16 protein-coding genes and 1 tRNA gene are annotated in these 16696 nt (G+C 60.0%); 11 read left to right on the top strand and 6 right to left on the bottom strand.

Annotation, left to right across the window (positions count from 1 at the left end):
- The coding region (locus V5B39_RS04450) for a DUF499 domain-containing protein (protein ID WP_332341722.1) at positions 1–1622 on the bottom strand (1622 nt) is incomplete at its 3' end.
- 252 nt (positions 1623–1874) lie between these two features.
- Here V5B39_RS04450 and V5B39_RS04455 point away from each other — a divergent pair.
- Positions 1875–2138 carry a hypothetical protein gene (locus tag V5B39_RS04455; RefSeq protein ID WP_332341723.1) on the top strand — a complete coding sequence of 88 codons (264 nt, stop codon included), beginning with the start codon at positions 1875–1877 and terminating at the stop codon, positions 2136–2138.
- A 44-nt stretch (positions 2139–2182) separates the two neighbouring features.
- Here the strand turns inward: V5B39_RS04455 and V5B39_RS04460 are convergent.
- A tRNA-Ser gene (locus V5B39_RS04460) sits at positions 2183–2276 on the bottom strand.
- Complete coding sequence (locus tag V5B39_RS04465; protein WP_332341724.1) at positions 2276–3556, bottom strand: aspartate kinase; 1281 nt, start codon at positions 3554–3556, stop codon at positions 2276–2278. The genes V5B39_RS04460 and V5B39_RS04465 overlap by 1 nt, the downstream gene beginning before the upstream one ends.
- A gap of 307 nt (positions 3557–3863) precedes the next feature.
- On the opposite strand from V5B39_RS04465, the gene V5B39_RS04470 reads away from it, so the two are divergent.
- The 3 genes from V5B39_RS04470 to V5B39_RS04480 all read left to right on the top strand — a co-directional run bounded on the left by V5B39_RS04470 (position 3864) and on the right by V5B39_RS04480 (position 7504).
- Entirely contained in the window at positions 3864–5459 is a 1596-nt protein-coding gene (locus V5B39_RS04470; RefSeq protein WP_332341725.1) for a Re/Si-specific NAD(P)(+) transhydrogenase subunit alpha, read from the top strand.
- Positions 5460–5471: 12 nt separating this feature from the next.
- Positions 5472–6890, top strand: a complete 1419-nt coding sequence (gene pntB, locus V5B39_RS04475) for a Re/Si-specific NAD(P)(+) transhydrogenase subunit beta (RefSeq protein WP_332341726.1) — start codon at positions 5472–5474, stop codon at positions 6888–6890.
- Positions 6891–7042: 152 nt separating this feature from the next.
- Positions 7043–7504, top strand: coding sequence for a CBS domain-containing protein (locus V5B39_RS04480; RefSeq protein ID WP_332341727.1), 462 nt, complete (start codon positions 7043–7045; stop codon positions 7502–7504).
- Between the two features lie 42 nt (positions 7505–7546).
- Here the strand turns inward: V5B39_RS04480 and V5B39_RS04485 are convergent, their stop codons facing one another.
- From V5B39_RS04485 to V5B39_RS04495, 3 genes are read right to left on the bottom strand one after another with little or no spacing between them, the layout of a single operon-like run.
- Entirely contained in the window at positions 7547–8671 is a 1125-nt protein-coding gene (locus tag V5B39_RS04485) for a deoxyguanosinetriphosphate triphosphohydrolase (RefSeq protein WP_332341728.1), read from the bottom strand.
- Entirely contained in the window at positions 8664–9746 is a 1083-nt protein-coding gene (aroB, locus tag V5B39_RS04490) for a 3-dehydroquinate synthase (protein WP_332341729.1), read from the bottom strand. Before aroB ends, V5B39_RS04485 begins: the two co-directional genes overlap by 8 nt.
- Positions 9743–10264 (bottom strand): shikimate kinase, encoded by a 522-nt coding sequence (locus V5B39_RS04495; RefSeq protein WP_434735650.1) that lies wholly within the window; start codon positions 10262–10264, stop codon positions 9743–9745. Before V5B39_RS04495 ends, aroB begins: the two co-directional genes overlap by 4 nt.
- Before the next feature lie 126 nt (positions 10265–10390).
- On the opposite strand from V5B39_RS04495, the gene V5B39_RS04500 reads away from it, so the two are divergent.
- The 7 genes from V5B39_RS04500 (at position 10391) to V5B39_RS04530 (ending at position 16686) form a co-directional block, all read left to right on the top strand.
- The gene (locus V5B39_RS04500; RefSeq protein WP_034921075.1) at positions 10391–10783 is read left to right on the top strand and encodes a PTS sugar transporter subunit IIA; all 393 of its coding nucleotides are present in this window, start codon (positions 10391–10393) and stop codon (positions 10781–10783) included.
- 17 nt (positions 10784–10800) lie between these two features.
- The gene (locus V5B39_RS04505; RefSeq protein ID WP_332341730.1) at positions 10801–11070 is read left to right on the top strand and encodes an HPr family phosphocarrier protein; all 270 of its coding nucleotides are present in this window, start codon (positions 10801–10803) and stop codon (positions 11068–11070) included.
- A gap of 7 nt (positions 11071–11077) precedes the next feature.
- A complete protein-coding gene (gene ptsP, locus V5B39_RS04510; protein WP_332341731.1) occupies positions 11078–12826 on the top strand; it encodes a phosphoenolpyruvate--protein phosphotransferase in 1749 nt (582 codons plus the stop codon).
- Between the two features lie 155 nt (positions 12827–12981).
- Positions 12982–14109: a homoserine O-succinyltransferase MetX gene (metX, locus tag V5B39_RS04515; RefSeq protein ID WP_332341732.1), complete on the top strand. Its 1128-nt coding sequence runs from the start codon at positions 12982–12984 to the stop codon at positions 14107–14109.
- Entirely contained in the window at positions 14106–14729 is a 624-nt protein-coding gene (metW, locus tag V5B39_RS04520; protein ID WP_332341733.1) for a methionine biosynthesis protein MetW, read from the top strand. Before metX ends, metW begins: the two co-directional genes overlap by 4 nt.
- Positions 14729–15988 (top strand): AmpG family muropeptide MFS transporter, encoded by a 1260-nt coding sequence (locus V5B39_RS04525; RefSeq protein ID WP_332341734.1) that lies wholly within the window; start codon positions 14729–14731, stop codon positions 15986–15988. The genes metW and V5B39_RS04525 overlap by 1 nt, the downstream gene beginning before the upstream one ends.
- The gene (locus V5B39_RS04530; protein WP_332341735.1) at positions 15955–16686 is read left to right on the top strand and encodes a uracil-DNA glycosylase family protein; all 732 of its coding nucleotides are present in this window, start codon (positions 15955–15957) and stop codon (positions 16684–16686) included. Before V5B39_RS04525 ends, V5B39_RS04530 begins: the two co-directional genes overlap by 34 nt.
- Positions 16687–16696 lie beyond the last annotated feature (10 nt).

The raw sequence follows: 16696 nt of genomic DNA on the forward strand, positions 1-16696 counted from the left end.
TTTTCCTGCTCGACCTGAACTTCGTCGGGCGGGGGCAGGACTTTGATGACCTGGTAGCAGTCTCGGAGCGAAGCGGCAAAGTAGTCCTCCAGGTGCTTGCGGAGCATCCGGTCAACGGTTTCGGCGTGCAATGAGAGCGCCGTTGAACGCAGCTTGGCGGCGAGATTCTGCTGGTTCTTGAAGAACAGGCGGCCGTCCGCCGAATTGTGGAGATACCAGGCGCGCGTCGCCAGTTTGTCGAGGACGTTGGCCTTGAAGGTGGAGAGGTCGCGACCGGGCCGCTGCAGGCAATCAACCAGTTGATACTCGCGCAGCCCATGAATGGCGCCCGGCGTACTGGAGAGCGAGGCAACCAGAATGACGCGTGCGGCTTCGGAGGCGTCGGCATTCCCATTGGCCAGGTCGATCTGCTCAACTTCGGAGTCGCCCCCGTGAGCGATGTCATGCGCAATGGCTTCGCTCAACGAGGGGTTGATGGTGCGAATCTCGGAAGCGATCTCGTCGACGTTGAAATCAATGTCGTACGGACTGATCAGGTCCTTCGCAGCAGCTTTTTCCGATTTCCAGAGGTCGGAGACCACCATCTGCATCAGGCGGATGACGCCACGGGTCTGCTGAAAGCCTTCGTTTTCCTTGAACTTGCCGACAAGCTCACGCAAATCGGGATGAAAGGGGTAGGCATCGATCACTCGCGTATAGAGTGATTCCGGCGTGGTGGACGTCAGGTTCATGCGAACCGCCTCGCGCAGCGCATCCCGGTAGGCAGCGGCAACCCGCTCGCTTTCTGCCTGCGGTGCGACGTTCTGAAACAGCCGTTTGCGCAGGATGTGATAAAGCTCATCTCCGTTTGGATTCACCGGTGTGATCGGGACGGCAATTCGACGAGACTCTGAGGTGATGCCTTTCACGGCACGGTCGAACGCAGCTTGCAGGTTCGCCTGGCCGAGGCTGAAATTGCTGCCGGCAAGATCGGACAGGACGAGGCAAACGTTGTCCATCTCGGCAACAGCGACAAAAAGATTGCCGAGCGCCGTGGTCGTGACCACAGCCAGATCACCATTGCCGACCGGAACCGTCACCGCGTATTCTAGGTACGGTGGCAACTCATCCAGAAAAAGCACCAACGGGTCCCCGCCAAGCAACTGTTTCCAGGCCTCCGGGCCAGGCGCGCTGAGCAGCGGCGACACATAGCGAGTGAATTGCACCGCCTTCCCCAGTTGTTCGGCAATGGACCCCCAGATACCCCCGGCAGCATCGGTGTTGCGTCCATTGAAGCCCACCACACGACAGCGCCCCAATTTGGGTGCCGGGTCCTTGTCCCCCAGGACGCGGCGGCGCAACTCCGGATCACGCGCAAGCAAGCCAAGCCCGATCATGCTGTGCGTCTTGCCGCCCCCCATGGCCTGCGACAGCAGAAAGACTGACGAACCCGCTCCCGAGCCTGAGAGGTGCCGAAACGCACGATCAACCAGGGTCACCATGCCGTTGGTGAAGTAGTTCTCGTCGAAAAACTCGGAACCGTGAACCTGACCTTTGAGGAACGTATCGAGGCTGAGAACCGTGGCCCGGCGGTCAGCAGCAAAGACGGAGGCTCGGGGGGTGCAAAGCGTCTTGAGTGTCATGGATCGTCGTCGAATGCGATTGAACGAAAGCTCGTTGAGGAAGGCAAGCAGAATAGGACACAAGGTTAACAGACTCTTGACGGTGATGTGCTGTCATGGTGCACGTCGAGATCAAGTTCTCCGTGGGAGATCCTTGGCCAGGCAGGAATTGAAGCGGAGAGAGCAGCAGTACCCGCTGTCTCAGGCCCACGCCGTTCGCATCCTCCATTTCCTGATGAGGCCTGTGAGAACCCTTGTGGAGGCATTGAGTCCATGACCACAGCGCCGAGCGCTGCCCCCACCACCAACCAGGCATTTCGCGATGGCATCCCTCACGAAACCAAAGCATACGCCAACGCGAAACCCGCCCACAACCCCGTAATTCCCAAGCAAAAACAAAGGCTTGAAAAAACCGTACTAAATTCCCGAAGTCAGGAGGTTTCGAGAGAAATGGCCGTTAAGAGCGCAGATATGACATTTGTGGGGTTGGCGAAGTCAGGAGGTTTCAACGAAAAACCCCGCAAAACAAGGCGTTGAGCGGGGTGTTCGTTTTTGGTTCAGACAGTTTAGGTCTGGTGTCCTGGCGGAGACGAAGGGATTTGAACCCTTGATGCAGGTTTATGCCCGCATGCTCCCTTAGCAGGGGAGTGCCTTCGACCTCTCGGCCACGTCTCCTAGGAAGGTGTAATGATATCGGTTTCACCACGACCGGTCAAACCCAACTTCGATTTTGGAGGTTTTTCCAGGCCAAAGGCCTTGTGCAGGACGCGCACTGCAAGCTCGAGGTATCTTTCTTCGATGACCACCGAGATCTTGATCTCGGATGTCGAAATCATCTGCAGGTTGATGTTTTCCTTGGCCAGTGCGCCGAACATCTTGCTTGCCACGCCTGGATGGGAGCGCATGCCAACTCCAACAGCGGACACCTTGCAGGTGGTGGTGTCCCCGCTGATGTCGCGTGCGCCAATTTTTTCCTTGACGGTTTCCAGGATGGAAAACGCCTTGCTGTAGTCAGTGCGATTGACGGTGAAAGAAAAGTCGGTGGTATCGTCACGGCCGATATTCTGGATGATCATGTCGACGTCGATGTTCGCATCGGCAATCGGCCCGAGGATCTGGTAAGCAATGCCTGGACGATCCGGAACGCCCAGTACGGTGAGTTTGGCTTCGTCGCGATTGAAAGCGATCCCGGAGATAATCGGTTGTTCCATATTCCCTTTTTCCTCAACAGTGATCAACGTACCTTCACCTTCCTCCTCGAAGCTGGAAAGCACACGGAGTTTGACTTTGTACTTGCCGGCAAACTCGACCGAGCGGATCTGGAGCACCTTGGACCCGAGACTGGCCATCTCCAGCATCTCTTCAAAAGTGATGCTGTCGAGTTTGCGTGCTTCCGGAACGACGCGCGGGTCAGTCGTGTAGACGCCGTCAACATCAGTGTAGATTTGGCATTCGTCGGCCTTCATCGCTGCTGCCAACGCCACGGCAGAAGTGTCCGATCCTCCCCGACCCAGGGTGGTGATGTTGCCAAATTCATCGGCACCCTGAAAGCCTGCCACGACGACGACGTGTCCATCAGCCAGCGCCTTGCGAATCCGGTGCTGGTCGATTTTCAGAATCCGCGCCTTGGTAAAGGTGCTATCGGTCAGCACCCCGACCTGGAAACCGGTAAAGCTCTTTGCCTTGAGCCCCTCGGCGTGCATGGCCATGGCCAGCAAGCCGATGGTCACCTGTTCGCCAGTCGAGGCGATCACGTCGAGTTCGCGCGGGTCCGGTGTAGGCGAGATCTCCCTGGCCAGGCCGATCAGCCGGTTGGTCTCTCCGGCCATGGCCGAAGGAACCAGGATAATGTCGTGTCCTTGCGCTCGCCAGCGAGCAACTCGCTTGGCGACATTCTTGATGCGATCCGTCGATGCAACCGACGTGCCACCAAACTTCTGAACGATCAGTGCCATCCCCAATCCAGTTGAAAAACGCAAAAGCCGGCATTCTAATGCAAGGCATGACCTTCCCGCAAAAGGCAAGCGCTTCGCGCTTCTTTTTGGTCATGCTAAAGTCCGATCCGGACTTGTGCTAAGCTCAGACTGGCCGTTTTTTGGCCAGCAGCACCACAAGCAGGGGAAGATCACCCGGCAGCGATTGCCGGCAGGGACTTTTCCGAGCAATTTGAAGACCGTGACTGGAGGTTTTTGGGGGAGGCTGGTTTCGCGCCCTGCGAACCGGTTATTTTGAATACTGGTACTACACGTGATGGAGGAATGAATGCCGCTAACAATCGGAGTTCCCAGAGAGACTGCTGCAGGAGAAAAACGGGTTGCGACCGTACCCGAAGTCGTTGAAAAACTGATCAAGCTGGGTTTCGCCGTGCTGGTCGAATCCGGCGCCGGCGACGCCGCGAACATCTCGGACGATGCGTACAAGGCTGCCGGCGCTGCGATCGCTGAAGGGGCGGTCAACCTCTGGTCGTCGTCGGACATCATCTTCAAGGTACGTGGGCCGTCAGCAGCAGAAGTCGGCCTGATGCGCGAGGGGAGCACGCTGGTCAGCTTCATCTGGCCGGCCCAGAACCCCGAGCTTCTGCAGCAACTCGCTGCGCGCAAGGCGACGGTGCTGGCCATCGACTCGCTGCCGCGCACGCTCTCTCGCGCCCAGAAGATGGACGCGTTGACCTCCCAGGCTGGCGTGGCTGGCTACCGCGCTGTCATCGAGGCTGCCAACGCCTTCGGTCGCTTCTTCAACGGCCAGATCACGGCGGCTGGCAAGGTTCCGCCGGCCAAGGTCTTCATTGCCGGTGCTGGCGTCGCCGGCCTGGCGGCGATTGGCACTGCCGCCAACCTCGGCGCCATCGTTCGCGCCAACGACACGCGTGCCGAAGTGGCCGATCAGGTCGCGTCGCTGGGCGGTGAATTCGTCAAGGTTGATTACGAGGAAGAAGGTTCCGGTGGCGGCGGTTACGCGAAGGTGATGAGCGAGGGCTTCCAGAAAGCCCAGCGCGACATGTACGCCAGGCAAGCCCGTGAGGTGGACATCATTATCACCACCGCGCTGATTCCTGGCAAACCGGCGCCCAGGCTGATCACCGCCGAGATGGTGCGCTCAATGAAAGCGGGCAGCGTAATCGTCGACATGGCCGCCGAACAGGGCGGCAACTGCGAACTGACCGAGCCTGGCCAGGCAGTCGTGAAGCACGACGTCACCATCATCGGCTACACCGATCTGGTCAGCCGCTTGGCGCGGCAGTCGTCGACGCTGTACAGCACCAATCTGTTCCGCCTCGCTGAGGAACTGTGCAAGACCAAGGACGGCATCATCGACGTCAATATGGAGGACGAAGCCATCCGCGGCCTGACTGTCATCAAGGAAGGCAACATCACTTGGCCGCCTCCGGCACCCAAGCCGTCGGCAGCAGCGCCAGTTGCGCCACCGGCGGTGGCCCAGCCGGTGGTGGCCGCGAAAAAATCGCATGGTCACGGCAAGGGTAGCGCCCCGACTTCCGGCACCGCCGTGGCCATGCTCTTTGCCGCCGCCGCAGTGATCTTCTGGTTCATCGGCGCGGGAGCGCCTGCGGCTTTCCTCGGTCACTTCACGGTTTTCGTGCTGGCCTGTTTCGTCGGCTATATGGTGGTCTGGAACGTCACACCCGCCTTGCACACGCCGCTGATGAGTGTCACCAATGCCATCAGCAGCATCATCGCCATCGGTGCGCTGGTGCAGATTGCACCTCCGCTGGCGGGTGGGATCGACCGCCCGGCCGACTGGATCCGCTGGCTGGCCGTCGGTGCCATCGTCCTGGCGACGATCAACATGTTCGGCGGCTTCGCCGTAACCCAGCGCATGCTGGCGATGTTCCGCAAATAGGAGTTGATGAACATGTCTGAAAGCCTGGCAACTGTCTCCTACCTCGGAGCAACCATCCTCTTCATCCTCTGCCTCGGTGGGCTCAGCAATCCGGAGACCTCGCGACGCGGCAACCTGTACGGAATCATCGGCATGTCCATCGCCGTTCTGGCGACGGTCTTCGGCCCGCACGTCGGGGGAAGCGGGTACGCGTGGATCATCGCCGCGATGGTGGTCGGTGCGAGCATCGGCATCTATGCGGCCCGTACCGTGCAGATGACCCAGATGCCTGAACTGGTCGCGCTGATGCACAGCATGGTCGGCCTTGCGGCGATGCTGGTCGGTTTTGCGAACTACATCGATCCTGGCGCGTCGGCGCATATGAGCGGCGCGGAGAAATCGATTCACGAGGTTGAAATCTACCTTGGCATTCTGATTGGTGCAGTGACCTTCTCGGGGTCGGTCATCGCCTTCGGCAAACTTTCCGGCAAGATTTCGGGCAATCCGCTGCTGCTGCCGGCTCGCCACTGGATCAATCTCGCCGGACTGCTGGTCGTCATCTACTTCGGACGCGAATTCCTGCATGCTCATTCGGTCAGTGAAGGCATGACGCCGCTGATCGTGATGACGGTCATCGCGCTGCTCTTCGGCATCCACATGGTGATGGCGATCGGAGGAGCCGACATGCCGGTGGTGGTCTCGATGCTCAACAGCTACTCTGGCTGGGCTGCGGCGGCGACCGGTTTCATGCTCTCGAACGACCTGTTGATCGTCACCGGCGCGCTGGTCGGATCGAGCGGTGCGATCCTGTCGTACATCATGTGTGCGGCGATGAATCGCCACTTCATCAGCGTCATCGCCGGCGGCTTCGGGACGACCGGAGGAACGCCTGCAGCGGCCGCTGGCGGCGCCCAACCAGCCGGCGAAGTGGTCCCGATCGTCGCTCCCGAAACCGCCGAAATGCTGCGCGAAGCCAAGAACGTGATCATCGTTCCCGGCTATGGCATGGCGGTGGCGCAGGCACAGCACACGGTCTACGAGATCACCAAGTTGCTCCGCGAGAAGGGGGTGAACGTTCGCTTCGGCATTCACCCAGTGGCGGGCCGCATGCCCGGCCACATGAACGTTCTTCTGGCCGAAGCCAAGGTCCCTTACGATATCGTGCAGGAAATGGATGAGCTCAATGACGATTTTCCGAAGACCGATGTCGCGATGATCATTGGCGCTAACGACATCGTCAATCCGGCGGCACAGGATGATCCAAACAGCCCGATCGCCGGCATGCCCGTCCTGGAAGTCTGGAAGGCAAAAACCTCGATCGTGATGAAACGCAGCATGGCCTCCGGCTATGCCGGCGTGGACAACCCACTCTTCTACAAGGAAAACAACCGCATGCTCTTTGGCGATGCCAAGAAGATGCTCGATGAGGTGCTGGTTGCCCTGAAGATCTGATCGGAGTCCTTTCTCGTTCGCCCGGCAACGCCCGCATGCGCGGGCGTTGCGCTTTTCGAAGGGTGAATTTTTCGGATGTGGATCGACATCTGGTAAAATCACGCCGATGAGTGCAGGCGCATCCGCCAGCTATCCTATCTCTAGGGGGTGACATGGAGGTCAAAGAAGTTCTGCAGGTCAAAGATTCAGCGCTGTTTGCCGTACATCCCGACTCGCCTCTTTCGGAAGCGGTCATCATGATGGCCGAGAATGACATCGGCTCGGTGATCGTCATGGAGGGAGGCAAGCTGGCAGGAATGCTGACTTTTCGTGAAGTCATGGCAATCCTCGCCAAACGCCAGACCGAGCGCCGGGTCGGGCCAACGCCGCCGATTGCCGAAATTCTGGTCATCGAGGCGATGGACCGCAACCCCCCAACCGCTGATCCGGACATGGACGTCGACGAATTGCGTCGAATCATGGTGGACACACACACCCGCTATGTGCCGGTCATGGAAGAAGATACCATTGTCGGGATCGTCTCCTTTCACGACGTCGCCAAGGCCGTGCTCGAAGAGCGCAACCTGGAAAACAAGCTGCTCAAGGCGTACATCAAGGATTGGCCATCGCCTTAGTGCGCTGCTCGCCGACCCGCAAACCCCACAGGGGTTGGGTTCTCAGCCCTCCACACCCACTGCAAACAAGCGGCGATGTTCCTTGACGGCATAGCGATCGGTCATCCCAGCGACATAGTCGGCCACCCTGCGGACTTGATCGCCATCGGCAAGCACCTGATATTGCGGGGGCAGCAAGCGCGGATTGCTGACAAAGGCGGAAAATAGATCGCTGACGATACGTTTCGCCCTGCTGGCCATCCGCAGAACCTGATAGTGCTGATAGAGGTGGACATGCAGGAAGCGCTTCAGTTGGCGCTGCGCCGCGTATAAATCGTCGGAGAACGCCACCAGTGGCGGCGCCAGGTGCACCTCGGACAGATCCCGCGGCCTTTGCCGCGCAATGTGGTTTTCGGTGGTTTCGATCAGGTCGCAAACCAGGGTATTGATCATGCGCCGGATGGTTTCGTGGATCAGCCGGCGCCCGCCCAGTTCGGGATGAATTTTCCGGACGTCGGCAATGTGCCGGGAAAACAGGCTGACCTCCTGAAGTTGTTCGAGCGTGATCAGCCCGGCGCGCAATCCGTCGTCCACATCATGATTGTTATAAGCGATTTCATCCGCCAGGTTGCAGATCTGTGCTTCGAGCGACGGTTGTGTATGTCTGAGGAACCGCTCGCCAAGTTTGCCAAGCTGGCGAGCGTTGTCCACGGAACAATGTTTGACGATGCCTTCGCGGGTCTCGAAACAGAGGTTGAGGCCATCAAAAGCGGCGTAGCGCTCCTCCAGCAGGTCAACCGTTCGCAGACTCTGCAGATTGTGTTCAAAGCCTCCATGCGCACGCATGCAATCGTTGAGCGCATCCTGCCCGGCATGGCCAAAAGGCGTATGACCGAGATCGTGAGCGAGTGAAATGGCTTCGGCCAGATCCTCGTTGAGCTGTAGCGAACGCGCGATGCCACGCGCGATCTGGGCGACTTCAAGGCTGTGTGTCAGGCGGGTACGAAAGAGGTCGCCTTCGTGATTGACGAATACCTGTGTCTTGTATTCGAGGCGTCGAAAGGCCGTGGAATGGATGATCCGGTCACGATCGCGCTGGAACTCGCTGCGATGGGCGGGTTCGCTGTCGGCATAACGGCGACCGCGTGAGTTGAGCGCGGTGACTGCGTACGGAGCAAGCTCAGGCATGCATGGAGCGCGCGCCAATGGCTCTGCGGATTTCGGCAAGCGGTGCTGCGTCGCTGAGCACCGCCTGCCCGAGCTTCTGCAGAAGAACCAGACGGAGCTTGCCATCCTGGACCTTCTTGTCGTGCTGCATCAGTTCCAGATAGCGTTCGACATTCAAGGCTGGCCCGCACACGGGCAAGCCCGCGCGCTGAAAAAGCCGCTCGACACGCAGAAGGTCATGCCGGTCGATCCAGCCGAGCAGCAACGACAGTTCGGCCGCCATCATCGAGCCCACCGCAATGGCCTCACCGTGCAGCCATTCGCCATAGCCGACACCGGTTTCAATCGCATGCCCAAAGGTATGGCCGAGGTTAAGCAGAGCCCGCTCGCCCGCCTCACGTTCGTCAGCGACCACCACTTCGGCCTTGTTCCGGCACGAACGGCAAATCGCCTCGGCCAGGGCAGCCGGTTCACGAGACAGCAGGGACTCCAGGTTAACTTCAAGCCACTCAAGAAAGGGCAAATCCCTGATCAATCCGTACTTGATCACTTCTGCCAGGCCAGCCCGGAGTTCTCTGTCCGGCAGCGTATTCAGGGTATCGGTATCGGTCAGCACGAGCTGCGGCTGATGGAAAGCCCCGATCATGTTCTTGCCGAGAGGGTGATTGATTGCGGTCTTCCCACCCACCGACGAATCGACCTGGGCCAGCAGGGTCGTCGGTACCTGGATGAAAGGCATGCCACGCTGAAAACAGGCCGCCGCGAATCCCGTGATGTCACCCACAACTCCCCCACCAAGAGCGATCAGGGTCGTTGACCGTTCGCAGCGTCGCTCCAGCAATCGGTCAAAAATCGAGTTGAGGGTTGGCCAGTCCTTGAACCGTTCGCCATCGGGCAGCACCATCTCGACGACTTCAACGCCTGCCCGGCGCAAAGGGTCTGCCAGGCGTTGCAGGTACAGCGGTGCGACGGTCACGTTACTGACGATCGCCACTTTCGGCTGCCTCAGGACCAGCAACTCGGCGTGTTCGATCAGACCTCGCCCCACATGAATCGGGTAGGAACGCTCCCCGAGTGCGACCGTCAACGTTTTCATGGCTCTCCCACTTTCTTGATCAGCAAATTCAGAACGGACTGGACCGTGATTCGGCTGCCACTGACGACCAGATCAGCGACTTCGCGGTACAGCGGGTCGCGCTGTGCATGCAGTTCCCGGAGTTTCTGGCGTGGGTCACTCACCTGTAACAGCGGTCGCTTCTTGTCATGTCGCGTCCGTTCGTGGAGCGTTGGCAGCGGCACATCGAGATAGATCACCAGACCACTCGCTCGCAGGTTCTGCCGGTTCTCGGGCCGCAACACGGCACCGCCCCCGGTCGCCACAACCTGCGCATCCAGGTCAGCCAGTTCGGCAATGACCTGTGCCTCGCGTTTGCGAAAGCCGTCCTCGCCTTCAATCTCGAAGATCGTCGGCAGACCGACGCCGGTGCGTGCTTCGACCTCGTGGTCTGTATCCACAAAATGATAAGCCAGACGCCTGGCCAGAGCCTTGCCGATGGTCGTTTTTCCGGCCCCCATCAGGCCAACCAGATAGACATTGCGTTTGTCGTTGTTCACACGCCTATTCTATCGCATGCTCAGGGCGGCCATGGGAGCAGCAGGAGCTGCAGCGAGGTGTTCGTCAATGCTGCCGAGCAGCGCGGAATCGCTTAAAATGACGAATTGTCGTAAGGGGTGGGCGCGATGATCGGAATTCTCCTGATAACGCATGGCTCGTTTGGTGAAAGCCTGATCCAGAACATTTGCCACGTGCTCAACAAACGTCCGCCACTGATCGCACAGCTTGGCGTGGCAGCCCAGGACGATCCGCTCGACATCCTGCCGCTGGCGCGCCTGTTGCTGAAGGAAGTCGACCGTGGCGAAGGCGTTCTGGTGATGACCGATGTTTTCGGTGCGACACCCGGTAACCTGGCGCTCAAGCTGCTGGAGCCGGGTCATGTCGAGGGCGTGGCCGGCCTCAGTCTGCCGATGCTGCTGCGCGCGCTGACCTATCGCGAGAAAGGGATGGAAACCATGTTGCAGAAGGCGATCAGTGGGGCCCATGATGGCGTACTGAAGCTGCCGCCGCCTGCCTAGAATGACAGGAGTTTTCGATGGTACGTGCTGAAACTGCAATCATCAACAAGCTGGGCCTGCATGCCCGTGCTTCGGCCAAGCTGACGCAACTTGCCAGCCGCTTCGACAGCGACGTCTGGATGGAGAAAGGAGCGCGTCGGATCAACGCCAAGAGCATCATGGGCGTGATGATGCTGGCCGCCGGCATGGGTTCAACGGTGGTCGTCGAGACCAATGGCGTGGACGAAGAAGCGGCAAACGAGGCGATCCTCGGATTGATCGCGGGAAGGTTTGGCGAGGTGGAGTGAGCGCATCATGAGTTTTACCCTGCATGGTCTGGCGGTTTCCGGAGGCATCGCGATCGGGCAGGCACATCTGATGTCGCATGCGACACTCGAGGTCTCGCATCTGTTCATCTCGCCGCGCCTGGTGGACAAGGAGGTGGCCCGCTTCGAGGCTGCGCTGTTGCGCGTGCGCGAGGAGTTCGCGACCCTGAAGGGGCGTTTGCAGCATACTTCGGCCGAGTTCGGCGCTTTCATCGACCTGCATTCGATGATCCTTTCCGATCCCGAGCTGGCGGAAGTTCCCAAGCAGTTGATTCGCGAGCGCCGCTGCAATGCCGAATGGGCGCTGGTGCAGCAGATGGAGATCCTGGTCGCCCAGTTCGAGAGTTTTGACGATCCGTACCTGCGCGAGCGCAGCTATGACGTGCGCCAGGTCGTCGAGCGGGTGATCAAGGAGCTGGTCGGCCAGCCGGGCCGGGTGTCCTTGAGAACCGGCAAGGGCATCAGGGAAGAGAATCTGATCGTGGTCGCGCATGATCTTTCGCCGGCCGACGTGATTGCCTACAAGGAACATCATTTCGCTGCCTTTGTCACCGATGTCGGTGGTTCGACTTCGCATACTGCCATTCTCGCGCGCAGCCTGCGCATTCCGGCGGTGCTTGGCCTGCACAACGCCCGGCAACTGATTCACGATAACGAAGTGCTGATTGTCGATGGCACGCGTGGCGTCCTGATCGTCAACCCCGATCCGCGCATTCTCGAAGAATACCGGCTCAGAAAGAGCCAGATCGAGCTTGAACGGATCAAGCTAAGACGGCTCAAGACGGCGAAGTCGGTGACCCTCGACGGCGTCGACATCGATCTGCAGGCCAACATCGAGTTGCCAGGTGACGTAGCCGCAGCGCTCGACGGCGGTGCCGAAGGGATTGGCCTGTTTCGCACCGAGTTCATCTTTCTCAATCGCGGCGACATGCCGACCGAGGACGAACAGTTCGAAGCCTATCGTACGGTCGTCAAGGGCATGGGTGGCCGGCCGGTCACCATCCGCACCTTCGATCTCGGCTCCGACAAGGATCTCCATCCGGAAAAGGTGCAGGGCGAGCGACTGCAAAGCAATCCGGCGCTCGGGCTACGCGCGATTCGCCTGTCGCTCGCCGAGCCAAAGATGTTCCAGACACAGTTACGGGCCATCCTGCGCGCTTCGAAGTACGGCAAGATCAAGCTCCTGATCCCGATGCTTTCGCAGGCGCACGAAATCGATCAGACACTGGCAGCGGTCGAGCGGGCCAAGTCGAGTCTGCGCGGCGAACGCATTCCCTTCGATGAGACGATTCAGGTCGGCGCGATGATCGAGATCCCGGCCGCCGCACTGGCCGTCGGCCTGTTTCTGCGGCGCATGCATTTTCTGTCGATCGGCACCAACGACCTGATCCAGTACACGCTGGCCATCGATCGCAGCGATGAAGAGGTCGCACCGCTCTATGATCCCCTGCATCCGGCCGTATTGATGCTGTTGGCGCATACTATGGCGAGTGCCGAAAAGATGTATATCCCGGTTTCGATCTGCGGCGAACTCGCCGGTGACCCGACCCTGACGCGGCTGCTGCTGGGGATGGGGCTGCGCCAGTTCTCGATGCATCCGGCACAGATCCTCTCGGTCAAGCAGAAGATCATGCAGAGTAATTGCGCCGAGCTGGCGCCGATCGTTCGCCGCCTGTTGCGCCATGAGGAACCGGCGAAGATTCGCGAGCAACTGGAGAAGCTCAACAGTTGCGTATGAATTCATTTTTTTCCTGCCACCGAACGGTCATGACTTTTCCAAGCACCCCCGATCATCAAAGCCATGACCGTTTCCCTCTCCCCCGACCCCTCCCCCACAAGTGGGGAGGGGAGATTCGTGAGTCGCTGACGCGGCTTGCACATTAAACGATCACGATGTCACCTGAGAATTCAGTCGGAGTCGTTGCGCCTCGGCGAGCGCAATTCAACGAGCCGCTGCGGCTGCAGAGCGGTGCCGAGTTGCCGGGTTTCGAACTGGTTTTCGAAACCTATGGCACGCTCAACGCCGATCACACCAACGCCGTGCTGGTCTGCCATGCCCTTTCCGGTAGCCACCATGTCGCCGGCCACTATGCGGACGATCCGGAGAACGTCGGCTGGTGGGATAACCTCGTCGGTCCAGGTAAACCGCTCGACACCAGAAAATTCTTCGTGATCGGGGTCAACAACCTCGGTGGCTGCTACGGGTCAACCGGACCCCTGTCGATCAATCCGGAAAGTGGCAAGCGCTACGGCGCCGATTTTCCGCTGGTGACGGTCGAGGACTGGGTCGCAGCGCAGGCTCGCCTGGCCGATCATCTCGGCGTGCACACCTGGGCTGCGGTGATTGGCGGCAGCCTCGGCGGCATGCAGGCGCTCGAATGGTCGCTGCAATTTCCCGACCGTATCCGTCATGCCATGGTGATTGCTTCGGCACCCAAACTGTCGGCGCAGAACATCGCCTTTAACGAGGTGGCGCGGCAGGCCATCCTCTCCGATCCGGATTTTCATGGAGGTTACTACGCGGATCATGGGGTCGTTCCGACCAGGGGCTTGCGGCTGGCGAGAATGGTCGCTCACATCACCTATCTGTCGGATACGCAGATGGCCGAGAAATTCGGTCGTCAGTTGCGCCATGGCGAGCACAAGTTCAGTTACGAGGTCGATTTCGAGATCGAGTCCTATCTGCGCTATCAGGGCAACAAGTTTGCCGGTTTCTTCGACGCCAACACCTATCTGATGATGACCAAGGCGCTCGACTACTTCGATCCCGCCTATGACTACGACGGCAATCTGGCCGCTGCGCTGGCATGCGCCAAGGCCAGCTTCTTTGTCGCCAGTTTTTCGACCGACTGGCGTTTCGCACCAGCGCGTTCGCGTGAGATCGTCTTTGCGCTGTTGCACAATCGCCGGCGCGTCGTTTACGCGGAGATCGACTGCGGTGCCGGGCACGACTCGTTTCTGCTCGACGACCCCCACTATCACGCGCTGCTGCGTGCCTATCTGGAGAACATTGCGGTATGACCGAGCATGAGCGGAGAGTCAGGGCCGAGCAGCGGGAGCGCTTCGACTTTGCGGTGATCGCCCACTGGATTCCGCCTGGCGAGCGCGTTCTCGACCTGGGTTGCGGTGACGGCAGACTGCTGCGCTATCTGAACGAAACTCGGGAGGTCAGTGGCTACGGTGTCGAAATCGACCACGACAGTATCCTGGGCTGTATCCGCAACGGGGTTGACGTGATCCAGATGGACATCGAGTGCGGACTGTCCGGCTTTGAGGACGAATCTTTCGAGCACGTGATCATCTCACAGGCGCTGCAGACGATGCGCGCCACCGAGCGCATCCTCACCGAGATGCTGCGCGTTGCGGCAGAAGCAGTGGTCAGCTTCCCCAATTTCGCTTACCGTGCCAACCGGGTTGCGATCAGCGAGGGACATATGCCGGTCTCCGAAGACCTGCCCTATGACTGGTTCGATACCCCGAACGTGCGTTTTTTCACGATTGTTGACTTCGAAAATTTGTGTCGCCGGCTCGACATCGAGATTCGCGAACGTCTGGCCTTTGACGAAGCCGGATGTGAGGTCCGCGAAGATCCCAATCTCAACGGCAGTCTCGCCTTCTATCGCCTCGGACGCAGACCCTGATGCCTGCCTGGCTACGCCTGCTGCTGACCAGGCGGATGCTGATCTGCGTGTTTACCGGTTTCAGCTCGGGTTTGCCGCTGTACCTGCTGCTCAATCTGCTGCCGGCGTGGTTGCGCAGCGAGGGCGTGGATCTCAGAACCATCGGTCTGTTCGCGTTGATCCAGTTTCCTTACACCTGGAAATTCATCTGGGCGCCGCTGCTGGATCGTTATCGCCTGCCTTTGGGTCGCCGGCGCGGCTGGATGCTGTTCTCGCAGCTCGGCCTGCTCCTGTCGATTGGTCTGCTCGGAGGATTCTCGCCGTCGAGCAATCTGACGCCGGTGATCTGGCTATCGGTGATACTGGCTTTCCTGTCGGCGACGCAGGATGTCGCGCTCGATGCGTTTCGGCGTGAAATCCTCAGCGATCAGGAACTCGGTCTGGGTAATTCGGTGCATGTCAATGCCTACCGGATCGCCGGGCTGGTGCCGGGATCGCTGTCGCTGATCCTCGCCGACCTGTTGCCCTGGGGGCAGGTCTTCTGGATCACCGCAGCCTTCCTGTTGCCGGGGATGTTGATGGTCTTGCTGGTCAGCGAACCGGCCGTGCTCGGGGCGCCGAAAACCTTGCGCCAGGCGGTGGTCGAACCGTTTCATGAGTTCATCGGTCGTCAGGGCTGGCGGGGTGCGTTGCTGGTGCTCGGCTTCATTTTTCTGTACAAGCTTGGCGATTCGCTGGCGACCGCCCTGGCAACGCCGTTTTATCTGGATCTGGGCTTCAGCAAGACCGATGTCGGCGTGATTGCCAAGCATGCCGGACTCTGGCCGGCGGTATTCGGCGGTCTGCTGGGTGGTTTGTGGATGGTTCGTCTGGGGATCAACCGCGCGCTATGGCTGTTTGGCCTGGTTCAGATGGTGACCATCCTCGGCTTCGCCTGGCTGGCCTGGCGTGGCGTACAGGCACCTGTCGGCGCGCTTGACCGGGCCGCGCTGGCCGCCGTGATTGCCGCCGAGTGCCTGGGCGTTGGCCTGGGTACTGCCGCTTTCGTCGCCTTTATCGCGCGTGCCACCCATCCGGCCTTCACGGCGACCCAGTTTGCGCTGTTTACCAGCCTGGCCGCCGTTCCCCGAACCTTCATCAACGCCACGGCGGGCGCACTGGTCGAGTCGCTGGGCTGGGTCAGCTTCTTCATCCTGTGTTTTCTGCTTGCCGCGCCGGGCATGTTGTTGCTGCTGAAGGTTGCACCATGGAACGAACTTCACCCATCGCCGCGACACTGATCGCTGCCGCCCGGCAGTTGTCCGACAGTCTTTCGACGCTGACCTTCTCGCCGCCGGTCAGCCACGTCTACAATCCGTTGATTTACGCTTGGTCAGCGCACGAGTTGTACCTGCGTCGCTATGGCGCAAGTACCCGGCGGGTGGTCTTTCTGGGAATGAATCCGGGTCCCTTCGGGATGGTCCAATGCGGCGTGCCTTTCGGGGAAGTCGCAGCAGTGCGCGACTGGTTGGGGATCGAGGCCGCAGTGCTGAAACCGGCGGTCGAGAACCCCCGGCGACCGATCGAAGGTTTTGCCTGCGCACGCTCCGAGGTCAGCGGGCGGCGTCTGTGGGGATTATTCCGCGAGCGCTTCGGTTCTGCCGACGCTTTTTTTGCCGAGCACTTCGTCGCCAACTATTGCCCGCTGGCCTTTTTCGATCAGGCTCGCAATCTGACTCCCGACAGGCTGCCGGCAACTGAAGCGGTTGCGCTGCGGGTGGCTTGCGATGCGCACCTGAAAACGCTGGTTTCTGTCTTGCGGCCCGAATGGGTGATCGGCGTCGGTGCTTTTGCCGAGACGCGGGCAGCCGCAGCGCTGACCGGGACGCAGGTCAGGACCGCTCGCGTGCTGCATCCGAGTCCCGCGAGCCCGCTGGCGAATCAGGGTTGGGCGGCAGCGGCGACCCGGCAATTGGTCGAGCTGGGTATCTGGGAGTGACCGGGAGACT

The organism is Accumulibacter sp. (assembly GCF_036625275.1).
Lineage (GTDB): Bacteria > Pseudomonadota > Gammaproteobacteria > Burkholderiales > Rhodocyclaceae > Accumulibacter.